Genomic DNA, 17,766 nt, shown 5'->3' on the forward strand with positions numbered 1-17,766 from the left:
GTTGAGAAACGTGCTCGGTGGACGGAGTAGCCGACAAATCCCATACTGTGGCTACGGCATATAGCATGCGGCACACTCATGAACAGCTACGACAACATTCGCCACGACCTCTCCGACGCCAGTTTCTCCATCACCACTGCCATTGAACTGCTCAGCGGCATCGACGAGGACGGCGGGGAGAACAATCAAACCCTGCATGACCTCATCGCCCGCCTGGAACGACTGCGTAACGAGCTGGACGACCTGCGCGAGCAGGTGACCGTGGTGGAGAGCCAGCTCCCGGCCTGACGCCCTTTCCCTCCGTAACCCCTCGATTCAGGTTAAACTTGCGGCCCCGCCGGCGAACCAACGGCGGGTTGCTGCCGAGGACGTTTGATTTCCATGTTCGACCACACCACCTCTGCCCTGGCCGGCCTCGCCCTGGCGGCCGTCGCCTGCCAGTGGCTCGCCTGGCGTCTGCGCCTCCCCGTAATCCTGTTGCTGCTGCTGGCAGGCGTCCTGGCCGGGCCGTTCAGCGGCCTGATCCGACCCGACACCCTGTTTGGCGGCCTGCTGCCATCGCTGTTGTCCCTGACAGTGGCCATCGTCCTGTTCGAAGGCAGCCTGAGCTTCCGCCTCAACGACCTCAGCGGTCTCGGCGGCACGGTGCTCCGGCTGGTGAGCCTCGGCGCCCTGCTCAACGGCCTGCTCATCGCCGCCGCCGCCCACCTGCTGCTGGGCCTGCCCTGGCTGGTGGCCGCCCTGTTCGGCGCCATCGCCCTGATCAGCGGCAACAGCGAACTGCTGCCCCTGCTGCGCCGCGCCCGTCCCGGCGCCCGTCTCGGCACCCTGCTGCGCCAGGAGGCCGCCCTGCTCGCCCCCTTCGCCACCCTGCTCGCCGTGCTGCTGCACGCCTGGCTGATGGCCGGCGACCAACACGATCCGCTGCTGGCCTTCGCCAGTGCCCTCCTCGCCGGCGGTGCCCTGGGTATCGCCGGGGCCTACCTGCTGGCATTGCTGCTGCGCAATCACCTGCTGCCGCCGCATCTGGTCAACATCGCCACCCTGGCCCTGGTGCTGGGCAACTTCACCCTCGCCAGCACCCTGGAACAGGAGGCGGGCCTGCTCACCGTCATCGTCATGGGCATGGCCCTGGCCAACATGAAAGACCTGCCGCTGCGCGACCATGTCGGCTTCAAGGAAAGCCTCAGCGCGACACTGCTGTCCCTGCTGTTCATCGTCATCGCTGCACGGCTGGAACCCGCGCAACTCGCCCTGCCCGGCCATGAAGTCCTGCTGCTGCTCGGCATGATCCTGCTCGCCGCACGGCCGCTGGCGGTGTTGCTCGCCACCCTCGGCTCACCGCTCAACTGGCGTGAGCGGCTGCTGGCCGGCTGGCTCGCCCCGCGCGGCATCATGGCCACCGCCACCGCCGCCCTGCTCAGCCTGCAATTGCCGGACACCGCCGCACCTCTGCTCTCCCTGATTCTGCTCCTGGTGCTGGGTGCGCTGCTGCTGCAGCACCTCACCGCCTACCCGTTGGGACGGCTGCTGGGTGTGGCCGAGGCGGCACCGCGCGGCGTGTTGATCATCGGCGCCCACGGCGTGGCCCGCGCCATCGCCCGCACCCTGGAGGCCGCAGGCGTGCGCGCCGTGCTGGCCGACACCGACTGGGAGGACATCCACCAGGCACGCATGGACGGCCTTACCACCTTCCTCGGCCACCCGGTATCGGAACAGGCCGATCGCAGCCTGGATCTCATCGGCATCGGCCACCTGCTCGCCATGTCGCACCGTCCGGCCCTCAACGCCCAGGCCTGCCAGCGCTATGCCAGTGAATTCGGCGCCGGCCGCGTCTACTCCCTGCTCACCGCCGAGGAAAAGCGCTCCAGCAGCAAGAGCGCCATCGGCCGCCACTATGCCGCCACCCGCCTGTGCGGTGGTGAATACACCCTCACCCAACTCGGCGGCATACTGACCCGCGGCGGCCGCCTCGCCGTGCTCAACCCGGCGGAGGCGGAACAGCAGCCACGCCATATCCCGCTGTTCGTGCTCACGGCCGGCGGCGCACTGGAGGTCGTCACCGGCGGCGATATTGCGTTGCATGACGGTGATCGCCTCATCGCCCTGCTGCCGGCAGCGGAGGAGCAGCTTCCCCTGCGCGCCGATTCTGCCGTCACCGGCGCCGCCCTGGCCTGAACCGCAGGAATATCACCATGAAATGCTTCATCTACAAAAGCAGCAAAAAAGATCAGCTCTATCTCTACCTGCCCAGGCAGGACGACTTCAAGGACGTGCCGCCGATCCTGATGGACACCATGGGCCAACCCGTATTCGTCATGGAGCTGGAACTGAATCCGGAGCGCAAACTGGCCCGCGCCAATGTCGCCGAGGTGCTCGCCGGCCTGGCGGACAGGGGCTTTTATCTGCAGATGCCGCCCAAGGACCCGCTCGCCGACATGCGTGTCGGTTCATAAACACGTTGCGGCTGTCACAAACCTCAACAGCGCAGCATCGCAACCCGAAACTGCAACGACAATAACCGACAGGAAAGAGCCATGCCCCTGATTCGCCCCTTCGCCGGTCTGTGCCCCGCCCCCAACCGCGCCGCCGAGGTAGCCGCCCCGCCCTACGACGTGCTCGACAGCAACGAGGCGCGCCAGCGGGCGGCGGACAAACCCTGGAGCTTCCTGCACATTTCCAAGCCGGAGATCGACCTGGCGCCGGACATCGATCCGTATGACCCCCGCGTCTACGCCAAGGGCAAGGAAAACTTCGAGCGCATGCTCAGGGAAGGCGTGCTGCAACAAGACCCGGCACCCTGTTATTACCTCTACCGCCTGATCATGGGCAGCCATCAGCAGATCGGCCTGGTCGCCGCCGCCCGCGTCAGCGACTACGACAACAATCGCATCCGCAAACACGAATTCACCCGTCCGGACAAGGAAGACGACCGCGTGCGCCAGATCGACAGCCTGAGCGCGCAGACCGGCCCGGTGTTCCTCACCTACAAACACAGTACCGTGATCGACGAACTGGTCGCTCACGCCGTGACCGCCGCGCCGGACATCGACATCACCGCCGACACCGGCGTGCGCCACTCCATCTGGCGCGTCACCGACAGCGCGCGCATCGATCTCATCACACGCACCTTCGACGCCATGGACTGCCTGTACATCGCCGACGGCCACCACCGCTCCGCCGCCGCCTCGCGCGTGGCCGCCGCGCGCAAGGCCGCCAATCCCAACCACAACGGCGAAGAACCCTATAACTACTTCCTGTCGGTGATCTTCCCTGACAATCAGATGCAAATCCTCGACTACAACCGCGTGATCAGGGACCTCGACGGCCAGACGCCGGACAGCTTCCTGGCCGCCGTGAGCAAGGCATTCACGGTGGAAAAGACCGGCGGACAGTGCAAACCGGCCCGGGCCGGCGAGTTCGGCATGTACCTGAAAGGCCAGTGGTATCGCCTGACCATCAAGCCGGAACTGGTCCCGCAGGATGACCCGGTGAAGCGCCTCGATGTCAGCCTGCTGCAGGACAACCTGATCGAACCGGTGCTGGGGATAGCCGACCCGCGCCGCGACAAGCGCATCGACTTCGTCGGCGGCATCCGCGGCCTCACCGAACTGGAGCGCCGCGTGAACAGCGGCGAGATGGCCGTGGCCTTCGCCCTCCACCCGACGTCGATGGCGCAGCTGATGGCCGTCGCCGATGCCGGCGAGGTGATGCCGCCCAAGTCCACCTGGTTCGAGCCCAAGCTCGCCGACGGCCTGGTATCGCACCTGCTCGACTAGGGAAGGTCTGAATAAGTCCATCCTGGACTTCTCAGGTCGCTCCCGCCCCTCCCTGGGCTGCGCGACATAAGTCCATCCGTGGACAAAACCACACATCCCTGTGCCGCGGAAGCTCTGAACTTATTCAGAGCTTCCCTAGCGCTGCTGGCGCCGCTTCGCCTCTTCCAGCTCGCGCGCCAGTTCGCGGATGTCGTCGGTGCTGCGGATGGTGAATTCGCGCTCGGGCAGCGGCACGTGGTCTGAAAGCCGCGCCGGCGGGGCCGCGGATGGACCCGGACGCAGCGGGGAGGGGGCGGCGCCGGGCGCCACCGGCGGTGTTGCCGCCGCAGGCGGTGGTGCGACGGGTACGGCGGCGGGAGCCGGTGCGTTCTCCCCCGGGACACCTGCGGCGGCAGGCTGCGCCGCCGCCTCTCCTGGCTCCGTGCGGGAGGCCTCCAGCATGCGCCGCACACTCCCCGCCACATCCAGTTCGGGGATCGCCACCCCCGCCGCGGGAATCTCCTCCTGCGCCACCGCTGCCCCGGCGGCGCACGCCACCCCACAGAACCACAGAATTTGCCAGATTTTTTTCACCACACACTCTCTGCCAGGACGGCGCACCAGCCCTTCCACTCCCCGGGCATGGCGTCCACAATGCAAACATGGACGCGCAGTATAAAGCAGACCTGAGACAGCTACTTGAGCATTTGCAGCCGCGCAGCGTGTTGTGCCTGGGAGCCCCCTGCGACAGCACCGTGCTGGAGTACGTCGCGGCCGCGCCCGGCCGTCTCGCCCAGCATCTCGCCGAACTCCCGCAGGCCCCGGGCCGTTTCGATCTGGTAATCGTGGCCGATCTGCTGGAACGGCTGGACAAGACCCGCGGCACTCGGCTGCTCGCCCGCCTGCGCGACCTGCACGGCGGCCGCTTTCTGCTCCTTCTTCCCAGCGGCCTGCAGGCGGAACGGTCCGGCCCGTGGGACAACAACGAACTACTCGCCCTCGGCCTGATCCTGGTGGGACGCTATCCCGCCGCAAACGGCGCGCATCACCTCTACCGCTTCGACCTCGACGACTACAAGACCACACCGGACTGGCTCAACTCCCGCTTCTGGGCCCATCCCGAGCGCTGGGACAAGGACTTCTGGTGACCGTCCATGGCTGCAAAACAGGACGCCATCGCGTACAGTGTTTGCACCACCGGCAAGACAACAACAACCCCATGCTTCGTCATTTCCTGCTGCTCGTCCTGCTGCTTCTCCCCTGGCCGGCCCTGGCCGCCTGCGATGACGCGCCGGCACCGGGCGTCATCTGGCGCGACTGCGACAAGAGCGGAGTGGATTTGCGTGGTGCCGACCTGCGCGGCGCGGTCCTCACCCGCAGCAAGTTCGGCGCTGCCGATCTGCGCGGGGCACGCCTGGACCGAGCCGACCTGAACTTTGCGGACCTGAGCGGCGCACACCTGGATCAGGCCCATCTGCCCGGTGCCCGCCTCACCGGCGCCAACCTGCGCCAGGCCACCCTGAGCGGCGCCCTGTTGCGCGGCGCCCGTTTCGATCGTGCAGAGATGAACGAGGCCAGCCTCAAGGGCGGCCAACTGGCCGGCGCCAGTTTCTACCAGGCCATTCTCGATAACGCCGACCTGAGCGGCGCCGATCTCAGCGGCGCCGAGCTGCGCCAGACCCGGTTGCAGCAGGCGAATCTGGAGCGTGCCAACCTGTACCGCGCCAACCTGCTGCAGGCCGATCTGGAACGGGCCAACCTGCAGGGCGCCCGATTGGAGCAGGCCCGTCTGGAGAAGAGCAATCTGCAATATGCGGATCTGCGCGCGGCCGACCTGACCCGCGCCTCGCTGGTGGACGCACGCCTGTTCGACACCCGCTTCGAACAGGCCAGTTTGGGCGGTGCCATGTGGGTGGACCGCAAGCGCTGCCGCCTGGACGCCATCGGCACCTGCCAGTAGCCGGTTTGTCACCCCCGAAATGCGAAACGGCCCTGACGGGCCGTTTCGTTTTTCCGGCAAGGGAATGACTCAGGCAGCCATCTTGCGCGCCATGAACTGCAGCCCCTCGCGCATCTGCAACACGGTGCCCAGGGCCGCCTCCGCCTGCTCCTCGGTCAGCCCCACGGCCGCCAGCAGCTCGGCGGACAGGTCGATGCCGGTGGCGTCGCCCATGCCGAAGCGCTTCAGCAGGCGGTTGGCGATGTGTACCAGGTTGGGATAGATGGCGTAGTCGCCACGGTAGTCGCCGTTGTGATGCTCGCGCACGGTTTCGACGATTTCCTTGGGCAGATTCCATGCATCCACCAGCCACAACCCCATCTCGGTGTGGGTCACGCCGACAATCTCCCGCTCCAGGTCGAGAATGGAACGATCCGGCTGCTCCGCCACCGCCTTGTTGAGGCGCTTGAACTGCTCGGGAAACAGATGTCCCAGCAGCAGGAAGCCGAAGTTGTGCAGCAGGCCGGCCATGTAGGCAATGCCGGGAGCGGGACGACGGCTGAACTCGATGGCATTGCACAACGTCTGCGTCAGTGCCGCCGTGTGCAGCGCGTCGCGCCAGAAGGCATCCAATCCCAGCGGGCCGTCCTTGGGATTGCGGAAGGACTTGCCGAGGGCGAGGCCCAGGGAGAAGTCCATCACGAAGTCCATACCCAGCACCCGCACGATGGCCTGCTCCACCGAGGTCAGCTTCCCCTGGTAGGCGTAGAACGGCGAGGCGGCATAGCGCAGCAACTGGGCGGTCAGGCTCGGATCCTGCTCGATGACCGCCGCCAGCTCGTTGGCGTTGGCGTAGGGGTTGTTGCGCAGACCGAGGATCTGGGTGGCGATGCCGGGCATCGCCGGCAGGGCATGCACCTTCTCCACCTTCTCCTTCATGCCCTCGCGCTTGCCCTCGGCCGGAGTCGCCGCCTTGCTGACCGGGTTGGAGATGCGATGGCCGCGCAGGGCCCCTTCGGTGAGGCGGGTGAAATCTTTCTGCTGGGCACGCACGAACAGGTGGCCGATGCCGGGGGTGAAGAACACCTCGTCCAGCTCGTCCACACTGCGGTCAACGATGACCTTGATACCGTAGGGCTCACCCAGCGGCGGCAGGGCCGCGACCTCGCTGTCGGCCAGCAGCGTCTTCAGTTCTTCGCTGCTGCAGGCCACGAAATTGCGACGGGAATTGCCGTTGAGCACGGTCAAATCGAGGCGATGGGTGGCCGGATAGACCGCCATCAGATAACTGGAACCATCCTTGAGCACGGCGCTGCGCACCAGCTTCTGCACCGGCACCCGCGCGGCACGCACCGCGTCGGCCAGCGACAGACCCGCTGTTGCGGCATGTACCTTGTACTGTCCGCCCTTGCGGGCGAGGTAATTACGCACAGTGGTCGGAATGTTCATTGCTCTGCTCCTTCGGGCTTTGTTGCACAGGGGAGCCCGACTTTTCTACGGACAAAGCGTAAGACACTGGCCTGGCCAGGGTTGCGATATCTATCACATATTGCAAAACAAGGAATTACCGCTGTTCAGGGCCGTTCTTGCCGGCCCCCACGCCACGCACGATACTGCCCCGGCCGTAACGCTCCGCCACCTGGTCCATCACGGCATCGAGGCGGCTCTGCCGCTCACGTCCCGCCACGGCAAACAGGTCGTCCTGGCCCGGGACGGCGGCAAAGCCGCTGACTCCGACACCGAGCAGGCGCAGCGGCGGCAGTGGGCGGGGCAGGCGCTGCTCGAACAGAGTCAATGCCACACGACGGATTTCGTCCGTGATATCCGTCGCCTGCGCCAGCGTCTGGGCCCGGGTGAGGGTGGAAAAATCCGCCAGCCGCACCTTCAGGTGCACAGTGCGCCCCTTGAGGCCATGGCGGCGCAAGCGCCACGCCACCTGGGCGGCAAGATCCTGCAGCCAGGCACGCAGCACGCCGGAGTCATCGATGTCGCGGGGAAAGGTGGTCTCCTGGGAGATGGACTTGGCCTCGCGCTCGCTCACCACTGGGCGCTCGTCCCGGCCGTGGGCCAGCTGCCACAACTGCCCGGCGGCATTGCCGAAATGTTGCCGCAGCAGGCGCGGGCTGTAGCAGCGCAACTGGCCGATGGTCGTGATACCCAGGCGCTCGAAGACCTTCGCCCCGACCTTGCCCACCCCCCATAACCGTCCTACCGGCAGGGGGTCCAGAAAGGACTGCACCTGCTCCGGGGCCACCACCACGAAACCATCCGGCTTGTCGATGTCGGAGGCGATCTTGGCGACGAACTTGCTGGGGGCCACCCCCACGGAGGCCACCAGCCCCAGCTCGGCGCGGATTTCCTCCTTGATGCGCCGGCCGATGGCCTCGCCCGGCCCGAACAGCCGCTCGCTGCCGCTGACGTCGAGAAAGGCCTCGTCCAGGGACAGGGGCTCCACCTGGGGGGTATAGCGCTCGAAAACGGCACGGATCTGCTGCGACACCTCGGCGTAGTGGTCATGCCGCGGCGGCAGCAGGACGGCCTGAGGACACAGGCGCAAGGCGGTGGCGGTCGGCATGGCGCTGTGGATGCCGTAACGGCGCGCCGCATAGCTGGCCGCCGCCACCACGCCGCGCCGCTCGGCGGCGCCACCGACGATCACCGGCTGCTGCGCCAGTTCCGGCCGCGCGCGGATCTCCACCGCCGCAAAGAAGGCGTCCATGTCCACATGGAGAATGGTGCGCTGCATGGCGATGTGACCGGATGATTCGGGCACACCAGTTTACGTCAGTCGACGAACAAGGTCTCCAGCCGCTCCAGGTCGTTCAGCACCCGCCAGGAGCCGCCGCCCGCCTCCACGCGCTGGCGCCACTGCGCCAGGCGGTCCATGTATTCGCGCGGGTCGATGTTGTCGGAGCGCAGCTTGCTGACGTTGAGCGCGATCACCTCGAAACCGTCCAGCTTGAGCGGAATGGCGTCGCGCACATAGCCGGCCGCCAGTTCCTCCTTCATGTCGGAGAAGATCAGCACCGTCTTGCGGCCGGGTGCCTTTTCATCCAGATACTCGATGGCCTGCAGCAGGCCGCCGGTGATGTCGGTGTAGGCGCTGGGCTTGACGTTGGCGATGAACTTGTCGATCGCCTCGCGGAACTGGCGTTTCTGCAGGTTGGCACGGCTGGGCTGGCCATCAAAGGTGACACGGGCAATGATGTCCTTTTCGCTGAAGCTGCCGGTCTTGATGCGCGCCACGGCGAAGGAATCGCCCGGCTGCAGCTTGGCCAGCACGAAGTTGATGATCTGCTGCGCCTTTTCCAGCTCCCTGGTATAGGTGCCGGAAGTGTCGAGCAGCATGTAGACACCGCGACTGTGAGAGGTTTCATCGCTGCAGGCGGTCAACAGCAACGCAAACGTCGCGGTCAGGACGAGAATCAGTCGCTTCATGATGCATCCTCCGCGATCTGCCCGGTCGGCGCCATCTGACGCCTTGCCAGAACCCTCTGCTCCACCCACAACGGCAGGAAGATCACCAGGTCATAGAGCCGAATCAGCATGTTGCCGCCGTGGCGGAACACATTGCCGATCAGGCGCAGCAGGAAGGACAATGCGCGCAGCAGCCCCTGCCCGAGGAGGCCGAGCACCGTGCGCGAGGAGTGCACGAAGGACTCCAGCGGAATGGCGACGAAGGTAAGTGCGAAGGGCAGGATGAAGCCCATGCCCATCTGCGCCGCGGTGGTGATCCAGACATTGGCGGCGATCGCATTCATCTCCCCCTGCCCGCCCACCAGCGAAGCCACCAGACTGGCGTCGTCCTGCGCCAGCTTCTCGCGCATGAAGGCCAGACCGGCCTCGATGCTGGCCAGCGCGAGCAGGAACAGGAAGGCCACCCAGATCATGCGCACACGCAGGCGGTCATCCAATGCCGCGATGATGGGGAACAGACGGGTGATGCGCAGCGACTCCATCAGGAACAGCCCCATCGCCACTTCCACCAGGATGATCACCAAAGCGGCGATGTTGGCGGCCTTGTACCCCATGATGTAGCTGCTGCCGCCCACCATCTCCTGCATCGGACGGGCGATGAGATGGAAGTTAATGATGGCGCCGCCGATGGCCACGGCCAGCACGGCACCGGCGATGAAGAACTGTGTCAATGACGACGACGACAGCATACGCTCGGCACGCGGGCTGCGATTGAGGATGTCCTCATAGGCCTCCATGTGTCGGTCTATGGCAGTGGAACGCTCCAGCAGCCGGTTGACGCGCTTGTCCATCTCGCCCAGCACCCGCGCCACCTTGCGCCACAGCGGCATCATGCGGCTCAGGATGCGGTGGCGCTTGCTGTTGTCGTTGCGGTACTGCTCGATGGCGGTGCGCTGGGCACGCACCATGGAATCATGGATGTCCTCCAGGATCTCGCCCACCACCGGCTCCTTGGGCGCAATCTTGGCCACGGCATCCACCACCTTGGCCCAGGCCGGCGGCTCCGGCGGCACCTCGGCACTGGCGTGATAATCCTGTTCGAGTCGCGTGATGGCCTCGCTCATCTGGCGCTGCAGGGCGGGATACTCCGCCAGGTCACGCTGCACGGAGGCATCGATACGCTCGAACTCGCGCTCGATGATGCGCTCGGCAGCCTCACGGCCGGCGGCCAGCAACACCTCGGTGTTGCGCAGCTTGAGGCGCTGCTCCGCCAGCAGCACCGAACGGGCCGCCAGCTTGCAGGCGTGGTGCAACAGGCGCGAGGCCGAAGCGATGGCCTGATGCGCGGCGGAGCGCGCCAGATATAGCAGGGCCACACCGACCACCAGCCAGATGACGCCTGACAGCAGCGGCGAACCCGGCACCAGGACAAACATTTCCCACGACATAGCCACCTCCCTAGCACGACAAGCCCTTGCAACGTTATAGGCTATCCAGGCAGTTGACTGCTATGGCAGTCACAGTTCCCAGGGCGTTCAGATTACGGGAACGGCCGTGGTCACAGGCGGCGGTACAGCTCCGCCAGACGACGCAGGCGCGGCGCCCGGTCCGCCGCCACCTGGTCCCAGCGGAAGCGCCATCGCCAGTTGCCCACGGTGGTGCCCGGAGTGTTCATGCGATGCTCACCGCCCAGTTCCAGCACGTCCTGCAACGGCACGATGGCCAGTCGCGCCACCGAGGCGTAGGCGGCTCGGATCAGCGGCCAGGGCATGGCCTCGGACGGCTGGCCCAGATACTCCAGCACGCTGTGACGCAAAGACTCGCTGCCGCTGTTCCACCAGCCCAGGGTGGTGTCATTGTCATGGGTGCCGGTATACACCACGCTGTTTTCCGTGTGGTTGTGCGGCAGATAGGGGTTGTCGGGGCCGCCCTCGAAGGCGAAGTGCAGGATGCGCATGCCAGGCAGGGCGTATTTATCGCGCAGCGCAGTGACCTCGGCGGTGATGGTGCCCAGATCCTCCGCCACCACCGGCAGCGGATCGAAACGTTCGGCCAAGGCCGCGAACAGCGCATCACCCGGTGCCTTCATCCAGCGACCGTTGATCGCCGTTTCCTCGTGGGCGGGGATCTCCCAGTAGGCCTCGAAGCCACGGAAGTGGTCGATGCGCACCAAGTCGAACAGGCGCAGTTGCCCCTCCAGGCGCTGGCGCCACCAGCCGAAACCGTCGCTCTCCATCCACTCCCAATCGTAGTGCGGGTTGCCCCAGCGCTGCCCGGTGGCGGAGAAGTAATCGGGGGGGACCCCGGCCACTACCGTGGGGCGGCCGCTTTCGTCGAGGTCGAAGCACTCACGCTGCGCCCAGACATCGGCGCTGTCGTGCGCGACGAAGATCGGCATGTCGCCGAAGATGGCGATACCCTTGCCATTGGCATGGCGCTTGAGTGCCTGCCACTGCTGGTCGAATACGAACTGTTCGAACTGCAATACTGCCAATTCGTCTGCGTATTGCTGACGCAAAGCGGCCAGCGCTGCCGGATCGCGATCACGCAGCGGCGCCGGCCACTCGGTCCAGCCGCGGCCATTTTCCAGGCGTTTGATGAGAGAAAACAGGATGTAATCATCCAGCCAGTGCGTGTTGTCTATGAATTGCTGCAGGTCCGTCCGGGCCGTCGCATCGGCCCGGGCCTGGAACCCCTGCCAGGCATGGGCCACGAGCGGTGCCTTGGCCTCACGGCGCGGATCGGGGATGACCGCCTCCAGCCATCCCTGTGCCTGCAAGGCTTCGATGCTGATCAACTGCGGATTGCCGGCGTGGGCCGACAGGCTTTGATAGGGCGACAGGTCCTCGTGGGTGGGTCCCAGCGGCAGGATCTGCCAGACCTGCTGCCCCGCCGCGGCGAGAAAATCGACGAAGTGCCATGCCTCTGCGCCGAGATCGCCGCAGTACCACGGCCCCGGCAGCGACGTTGGGTGCAACAGGACACCGGCCTGGCGTCGCTGCAGCGGGGTGTGGGCGATGTGTTGAGTCATGCAGACCTTGCTGGTGCTGTGGAGAAGCGAGAAGTCTTCATCCCTGTAATGTTCAGGTACGAGAGACAGGGTGCGAGATACGAGGGATGCATGTGCTGCGCGCACCGTCTCTCGTACCTTTCACTTCGAATCTCGTACCTATGTATTCTCCTGGCCGCGGCGCATCACACCGCCCATCTGTGGCGTACCGCCGCCGTGAAACAGAACGTGAGTGATGGACGCAGGTGGCTCCTCACCGATGAGGCGGTAGAGCTTGGCGAGTTGCATGCGAAACAGGCGATCGAAGTCGCGCACCGAATCGGCGGGATTGTAATCGCCGAACCACCAGAACCAGTCGGAACCTTCGCATACCCCCAATTGCAGCTCCGCCTCGCGCAGGCGTTCGCCGCTCAGCCGACCGGCTGCCACGGCTGCATCAAAGGCACGCTTGGCATCACCTAGCAGATCCCAGGCGTGATTTTTGTCCACCTCGCCGATCCAGGTAGAGAAGGTGCCGTAAACCCAGCTGCCGGCCACCAGTTGCGATAGCGGAGTGGGAACCAAGCCAGCATCGACACAATCGCCGAAGGTGGTGAGCTCCAGTCCGGGATGCGTGGCGAGCCGACGATACAACGCCGACAGGAAATGAAAGCCGTTTTCCGGATAATACTCCCAAGCGTTTTCACCGTCCATGATGATGGACACCACGCGGTTGGGCTCCTCGGCACAGGCGGCGGCGATGTTCTCCAGATGATGGACAAGATTGTTCACCGCATCGTCGGCATGCCAGTTGGCATAGGTAAAGCCGATCAGATCGGACAGACCGTCATCGCGGAAGAAGCAATACATGGCGGCACCGTCTACCTGATAGGGACGATGGATGCACTGGCTGCGCGGCACAGCGGCACGATGCAGGCTGTTGCGCAACACGCTTTCACCGCTCGCCGCCCAGACAAATCCCTCCTCGGCCAGCAGGCGTACGGTAGCGGTGCTGACACCGCCCTCGGAGGGCCAGCAGCCACGCGGCCGTGAACCAAAATGCTGCTCGAACACACGTATGCCCTCGCGCACATGCCAGCGCACGCGCGCCTCGCCGCCGGGATATTTTTCCAGCAGCGGCAAGCGTGCCTCAGGCATCGCCTCGCGCGCCGACTGGATATCGAGCAGCAGCGGCATGATCGGATGGGCATAGGGCGTCACCGACAGCTCGATGCGACCGTCTTGTGCCAGACGGCGGTAACGCGGCACCACGCTGTCGAGCAACTCGCCGATGAGTTGCAGCAGCAAACGGCGATCCGCCTGGGTGTAACCGGAACCACGCTCCATCAACTGCTGCACGCGACTGTCACCGCGGCGCACGGTTTCACCCATCCAGGCCAGGTGATACCAAACCAGCAGGTCGATAAGGTACTGCTCGTCGAGATAGCGCACCATGCGCGGCGCACCCTCCACGCAGCGAGCGATATCGGCCAGCAGACGGAACTGCGGGAAACGATCGATGAGACGGATCTCGTTGGCACGCAGACAGTTCTTGATCAGCAACAGGCGCTGCTCGGCATCTCCCGGCAGGGCCGGCGCCACCAGCGCCGCCAGCAACGGGTCGCGTAACGGCGCTCCCCGGTTCAGATAGTCACGCACCATCAGTGCATAGTCGTCGAGCTGTTCGAGCAGGGTGGGTGCAAAATTGATCACCGCGCGTGCGCCGGGCACCGCCTCGATGATCGCTGCCATGTCGACGTAATCCTTGATGGCGTGCAGATAGGTCCACGGCAGCTGATACTGGCCGCTTTCCAGATCGAAATACTGTGGCTGGTGCATGTGCCAGCACAGCACCACCTTGAGGCGTGGATTAGCGGACATGATGCAATTCTTGCCCCAGCATATCCGGACACACCAGCACCACACCGCCCTCGCTGACATGGAAGCGTTTGGCGTCCTGTTCCAGATTTTCGCCGATGATGGTGCCGTCAGGAATGATGCAACGCTTGTCGATCACCGCCTTGCGGATGCGGCAGCGCTCGCCGATGATGACATCCGGCAGGATCACGGAATCCTCCACTTGGCTGTAGGAGTTGACGCGCACGTTGGAGAACAGCAGCGAGTGACGCACGCTGCCGCCGGAGATGATGCAACCACCGGACACCATGGAATCCACCGCCTGGCCACGCCGATCATCGTCGTCGAACACGAACTTGGCCGGTGGCAACTGCTCCTGGTAGGTCCAGATAGGCCACTCGTTGTCGTACATGTTCAATTCCGGCGTCACGCCGATCAGCTCCATGTTGGCCGCCCAGTACGAGTCTACGGTACCCACATCACGCCAGTAGGCCTGACTGCCGGTGATGGGGTCGCGGAACGGATAGGCGTACACGCGATGGTTGTGGATCACGTTGGGGATGATGTTCTTGCCGAAATCGCGCTCGGAACCGACGCTCTCGGCATCGCGCACCAGCTGCTCGAACAGGAATTTGGTGTTGAACACATAAATGCCCATGGAGGCCAGTGCCTCCTTCGGCCGGCCGGGGATACACTCCGGCTGCGGCGGTTTCTCGGTGAAGCCGGTGACGCGCCATTCGCCATCCACTGCCATGACACCGAAGGCCTTGGCGGTTTCCAGCGGCACCTCGAAACAGCCGATGGTGAGGTCGGCCTCGTGCTCGACGTGATAGGCCAGCATCGGGCCATAGTCCATCTTGTAGATATGGTCGCCGGCGAGGATCAGCACATATTCCGGGTCGTGGGCGCGGATGATGTCCAGATTCTGGAACACCGCATCGGCGGTACCTGCATACCAGCTACCGCCGGTGCGCTGCTGGGCCGGCAGCAGTTCGACGAACTCACCCAGTTCGGTACGCTGGAAGCTCCAGCCACGCTGCACGTGACGGATCAAGGAATGGGCCTTGTACTGGGTGATCACACCAATGCGACGGATGCCGGAGTTGAAACAATTAGACAAGGGGAAATCAATGATGCGGAATTTACCGCCGAACGGCACCGCGGGCTTGGCGCGCCAATGCGTCAGCCCCTTCAGACGGGTGCCGCTGCCACCGGCAAGAATCAGCGCCAGAGTGTCGCGGGTGAGACGACTGACGAAACGCGGAGTACGGAACTCGGGCATGGGGCCTCCTTGAATTCGTTATAGTAATAGTTATGCGTCATCCTGCCGTTGCTCGACAAGTTCCCTGCGGAACGGAAACGGCAAATCATGCAGGGTGATTTTTCGCCACAACGCGGGAGAGGAACATCATGACGAAAAAACGGATGATTTACTGACTTCATACCCGATTGCCTCACCTGCCGCAAGAGCGAATCGCAATCGCGCAATAAATCGATACCACAGACCTGTCGCTGTGTTATTAATTAGCCTTTGAACAACTACTGCCGGATAAGCCGAATCTGTCATGAGCGAACTGCCCGACGCCCACCGCCGCATCCTCGAAGCACGCCATCACGACCCCTTCACCGTTCTGGGCCGGCACCAGGAAGGTGACAGCATGGTGATCCGTGCCCTGCTTCCCGGTACGGCAGAGGCAGCGGTGGAAGGCAATGACGGCCTGCTGCCGATGACGCGGCTGTACAACAGCGACCTGTTCGAGTGGCGCGGCGACGGCAACCGGGTTCCCCTGCGCTACCGCCTGCACTGGCGCGATGGCAGCGGCCATGCCCAGGCCCTGCACGACCCCTACTGTTTCCCTCCACAATTGGGTGACTTCGATCTCTATCTGTTCGGCGAGGGCCGCCACCATCACGCCTACCGCTTCCTCGGTGCCCATCCGCGCTGCATCGACGGCATCGACGGCGTGCAGTTCGCGGTCTGGGCCCCCAATGCGGAGCGCGTCAGCGTGGTCGGCGACTTCAACCGCTGGGACGGCCGCTGCCATCCCATGCGCACCCGCGGTGGCGGCGGTGTGTGGGAACTGTTCATTCCCGGCCTGCAGGCGGGTACCCTGTACAAGTTCGAACTGCGCCACCGCGATAGCGGCGCCGTGATGGTAAAGACCGACCCCTACGGCCGCCGCTTCGAGCTGCGCCCGGCCACCGCCGCCATTGTCGATGCCGAGAGCCGCTATCCCTGGCAGGACGGCGACTGGCTGCGCAACCGTGCCAACCGCGACTGGCTGCACACACCGATGACCATCTACGAGGTGCACCTGGGCTCCTGGCAGAAAGACGACAATTACCATTTCCTCAGCTACCGCGAACTGGCCCAGCGCCTGGTGGATTATGTCAAGCCCATGGGGTTCACCCACATCGAGCTGCTGCCCGTCACCGAACACCCGCTGGACGGCTCCTGGGGCTACCAGAGCACCGGCTACTACGCCGCGACCAGCCGCTTCGGCCACCCCGATGACCTGCGCTACCTCGTCGACCTGTGCCACCAGAACGGCATCGGCGTGATCCTCGACTGGGTGCCGGCCCATTTCCCGCGCGACGCCTTCGCCCTGGCCCGTTTCGATGGCAGCCCGCTGTACGAACACGAAGACCCGCGCCGCGGCGAACACCGCGACTGGGGCACATTGATCTTCAATTACGGCCGCAACGAGGTGAAGAACTTCCTCATCTCCAGCGCCGTGTACTGGTTGCAGGAGTTCCACATCGACGCCCTGCGCGTGGATGCCGTGGCCTCCATGCTCTATCTGGACTACTCGCGCCAGCCCGGCGACTGGCTGCCCAACGTCTACGGCGGGCGCGAAAACCTGGAGGCCATCGCCTTCCTGCAGGAACTGAACAGCGTGGTGCACGAGCAGTTCCCCGGCGCCCTCACCATGGCCGAGGAATCCACCGCCTGGCCCATGGTGTCGCGCCCGGTCAGCATGGGCGGCCTGGGTTTTTCGATGAAATGGAACATGGGCTGGATGAACGACACCCTGAACTACATGCACAAGGAGCCGGTGCACCGCGCCTACCACCACGACTTGCTCACCTTCGGCCTGCTCTACGCCTTCAGCGAGAACTTCATCCTGCCCTTCTCCCACGACGAGGTGGTGCACGGCAAACGCTCCATGCTGGACAAGATGCCGGGCGACGACTGGCAGCGCTTCGCCAACCTGCGCTTGCTCTACACCTACATGTACACCATGCCGGGCAAGAAGCTGCTGTTCATGGGCAACGAGTTCGGCCAGGGCAGGGAATGGGACGATGACCACGCCTTGGACTGGTATCTGCTGGAACGGCCGCAACACCAGGGCGTGCACCGCCTGGTCGGCGACCTCAACCGCCTGTACCGCGAGCAGCGCGCCCTGCACTACTACGACTTCGAGGGCCAGGGCTTCGAGTGGATCGATTGCCACGACGCTCGCGCCTCCCTGCTCAGCTACGTGCGCCGCGCCGGCGAGGAGTTGGTGGTGGTGGCGCTCAACTTCACCCCGGTGCCGCACCATCACTTCCGCCTCGGCGTACCGCGCCCCGGCAGCTACGAGGTGGTGTTCAACTCCGACTCCGGCTACTACGGCGGCAGCAACATCGGCAGCGCCGGCCCGCTCTCCAGCGAGGCCATACCGCACATGGGACGGCAGTGGTCGGTACAATTTCCGCTTCCGCCCCTGGCCGGCGTCGTACTAAGATTGAAGCCCTAGGTTTTTCCCGGCCATTACGGCCCCGCCGCCCCCGGGCGGATACCGCAGGGAAGCAGCATAACGAGA

At 64.8% G+C, this 17,766-nt stretch carries 15 protein-coding genes; 7 read left to right on the top strand and 8 right to left on the bottom strand.

Annotated elements, in window-relative coordinates:
• Positions 1-78 precede the first annotated feature (78 nt).
• The 4 genes from EP379_RS10060 to EP379_RS10075 all read left to right on the top strand — a co-directional run bounded on the left by EP379_RS10060 (position 79) and on the right by EP379_RS10075 (position 3,779).
• The gene (locus tag EP379_RS10060) at positions 79-288 is read left to right on the top strand and encodes a hypothetical protein (RefSeq protein WP_127477684.1); all 210 of its coding nucleotides are present in this window, start codon (positions 79-81) and stop codon (positions 286-288) included.
• A 93-nt stretch (positions 289-381) separates the two neighbouring features.
• Positions 382-2,178, top strand: a complete 1,797-nt coding sequence (locus EP379_RS10065; RefSeq protein WP_127477685.1) for a cation:proton antiporter domain-containing protein — start codon at positions 382-384, stop codon at positions 2,176-2,178.
• A 17-nt stretch (positions 2,179-2,195) separates the two neighbouring features.
• On the top strand, positions 2,196-2,456 hold the full coding sequence (locus EP379_RS10070; protein WP_127477686.1) for a YcgL domain-containing protein: 261 nt from the start codon (positions 2,196-2,198) through the stop codon (positions 2,454-2,456).
• An 81-nt stretch (positions 2,457-2,537) separates the two neighbouring features.
• Positions 2,538-3,779 carry a DUF1015 domain-containing protein gene (locus EP379_RS10075; protein WP_127477687.1) on the top strand — a complete coding sequence of 414 codons (1,242 nt, stop codon included), beginning with the start codon at positions 2,538-2,540 and terminating at the stop codon, positions 3,777-3,779.
• Positions 3,780-3,914: 135 nt separating this feature from the next.
• On the opposite strand, the gene EP379_RS10080 is transcribed toward EP379_RS10075, so the two are convergent.
• Positions 3,915-4,418, bottom strand: a complete 504-nt coding sequence (locus EP379_RS10080; RefSeq protein ID WP_127477688.1) for a hypothetical protein — start codon at positions 4,416-4,418, stop codon at positions 3,915-3,917.
• Positions 4,419-4,420: 2 nt separating this feature from the next.
• On the opposite strand from EP379_RS10080, the gene EP379_RS10085 reads away from it, so the two are divergent.
• Positions 4,421-4,906, top strand: a complete 486-nt coding sequence (locus EP379_RS10085; RefSeq protein WP_145987906.1) for a DUF6231 family protein — start codon at positions 4,421-4,423, stop codon at positions 4,904-4,906.
• A gap of 71 nt (positions 4,907-4,977) precedes the next feature.
• Positions 4,978-5,718, top strand: coding sequence for a pentapeptide repeat-containing protein (locus EP379_RS10090; RefSeq protein WP_127477690.1), 741 nt, complete (start codon positions 4,978-4,980; stop codon positions 5,716-5,718).
• Positions 5,719-5,787: 69 nt separating this feature from the next.
• On the opposite strand, the gene EP379_RS10095 is transcribed toward EP379_RS10090, so the two are convergent.
• From EP379_RS10095 to glgC, 7 genes are all read right to left on the bottom strand, one after another.
• Positions 5,788-7,146: an HDOD domain-containing protein gene (locus tag EP379_RS10095; RefSeq protein ID WP_127477691.1), complete on the bottom strand. Its 1,359-nt coding sequence runs from the start codon at positions 7,144-7,146 to the stop codon at positions 5,788-5,790.
• A gap of 115 nt (positions 7,147-7,261) precedes the next feature.
• On the bottom strand, positions 7,262-8,470 hold the full coding sequence (gene dinB / locus EP379_RS10100; RefSeq protein WP_197722771.1) for a DNA polymerase IV: 1,209 nt from the start codon (positions 8,468-8,470) through the stop codon (positions 7,262-7,264).
• Between the two features lie 11 nt (positions 8,471-8,481).
• Complete coding sequence (locus EP379_RS10105) at positions 8,482-9,135, bottom strand: VWA domain-containing protein (protein ID WP_172600439.1); 654 nt, start codon at positions 9,133-9,135, stop codon at positions 8,482-8,484.
• A complete protein-coding gene (locus EP379_RS10110) occupies positions 9,132-10,562 on the bottom strand; it encodes a class I SAM-dependent methyltransferase (protein WP_127477692.1) in 1,431 nt (476 codons plus the stop codon). Before EP379_RS10110 ends, EP379_RS10105 begins: the two co-directional genes overlap by 4 nt.
• Before the next feature lie 110 nt (positions 10,563-10,672).
• A complete protein-coding gene (malQ, locus tag EP379_RS10115; RefSeq protein WP_127477693.1) occupies positions 10,673-12,145 on the bottom strand; it encodes a 4-alpha-glucanotransferase in 1,473 nt (490 codons plus the stop codon).
• A 138-nt stretch (positions 12,146-12,283) separates the two neighbouring features.
• The gene (locus tag EP379_RS10120; protein WP_127477694.1) at positions 12,284-13,984 is read right to left on the bottom strand and encodes a glycoside hydrolase family 57 protein; all 1,701 of its coding nucleotides are present in this window, start codon (positions 13,982-13,984) and stop codon (positions 12,284-12,286) included.
• Positions 13,974-15,242, bottom strand: a complete 1,269-nt coding sequence (gene glgC / locus EP379_RS10125; protein ID WP_127477695.1) for a glucose-1-phosphate adenylyltransferase — start codon at positions 15,240-15,242, stop codon at positions 13,974-13,976. The genes EP379_RS10120 and glgC overlap by 11 nt, the downstream gene beginning before the upstream one ends.
• A gap of 283 nt (positions 15,243-15,525) precedes the next feature.
• On the opposite strand from glgC, the gene glgB reads away from it, so the two are divergent.
• Positions 15,526-17,700 carry a 1,4-alpha-glucan branching protein GlgB gene (gene glgB / locus EP379_RS10130; protein ID WP_127477696.1) on the top strand — a complete coding sequence of 725 codons (2,175 nt, stop codon included), beginning with the start codon at positions 15,526-15,528 and terminating at the stop codon, positions 17,698-17,700.
• Positions 17,701-17,766 lie beyond the last annotated feature (66 nt).

Source organism: Sulfurivermis fontis, from assembly GCF_004001245.1.
GTDB lineage: Bacteria > Pseudomonadota > Gammaproteobacteria > Thiohalomonadales > Thiohalomonadaceae > Sulfurivermis > Sulfurivermis fontis.

Coding starts and splice junctions, on each gene's coding strand:
- EP379_RS10060 (WP_127477684.1), top strand. CDS start 79: ATGAACAGCTACGACAACATTCGCCACGACCTCTCCGACGCCAGTTTC.
- EP379_RS10065 (WP_127477685.1), top strand. CDS start 382: ATGTTCGACCACACCACCTCTGCCCTGGCCGGCCTCGCCCTGGCGGCC.
- EP379_RS10070 (WP_127477686.1), top strand. CDS start 2,196: ATGAAATGCTTCATCTACAAAAGCAGCAAAAAAGATCAGCTCTATCTC.
- EP379_RS10075 (WP_127477687.1), top strand. CDS start 2,538: ATGCCCCTGATTCGCCCCTTCGCCGGTCTGTGCCCCGCCCCCAACCGC.
- EP379_RS10085 (WP_145987906.1), top strand. CDS start 4,421: ATGGACGCGCAGTATAAAGCAGACCTGAGACAGCTACTTGAGCATTTG.
- EP379_RS10090 (WP_127477690.1), top strand. CDS start 4,978: ATGCTTCGTCATTTCCTGCTGCTCGTCCTGCTGCTTCTCCCCTGGCCG.
- EP379_RS10095 (WP_127477691.1), bottom strand. CDS start 7,146: ATGAACATTCCGACCACTGTGCGTAATTACCTCGCCCGCAAGGGCGGA.
- EP379_RS10105 (WP_172600439.1), bottom strand. CDS start 9,135: ATGAAGCGACTGATTCTCGTCCTGACCGCGACGTTTGCGTTGCTGTTG.
- EP379_RS10110 (WP_127477692.1), bottom strand. CDS start 10,562: ATGTCGTGGGAAATGTTTGTCCTGGTGCCGGGTTCGCCGCTGCTGTCA.
- malQ (WP_127477693.1), bottom strand. CDS start 12,145: ATGACTCAACACATCGCCCACACCCCGCTGCAGCGACGCCAGGCCGGT.
- EP379_RS10120 (WP_127477694.1), bottom strand. CDS start 13,984: ATGTCCGCTAATCCACGCCTCAAGGTGGTGCTGTGCTGGCACATGCAC.
- glgC (WP_127477695.1), bottom strand. CDS start 15,242: ATGCCCGAGTTCCGTACTCCGCGTTTCGTCAGTCGTCTCACCCGCGAC.
- glgB (WP_127477696.1), top strand. CDS start 15,526: ATGAGCGAACTGCCCGACGCCCACCGCCGCATCCTCGAAGCACGCCAT.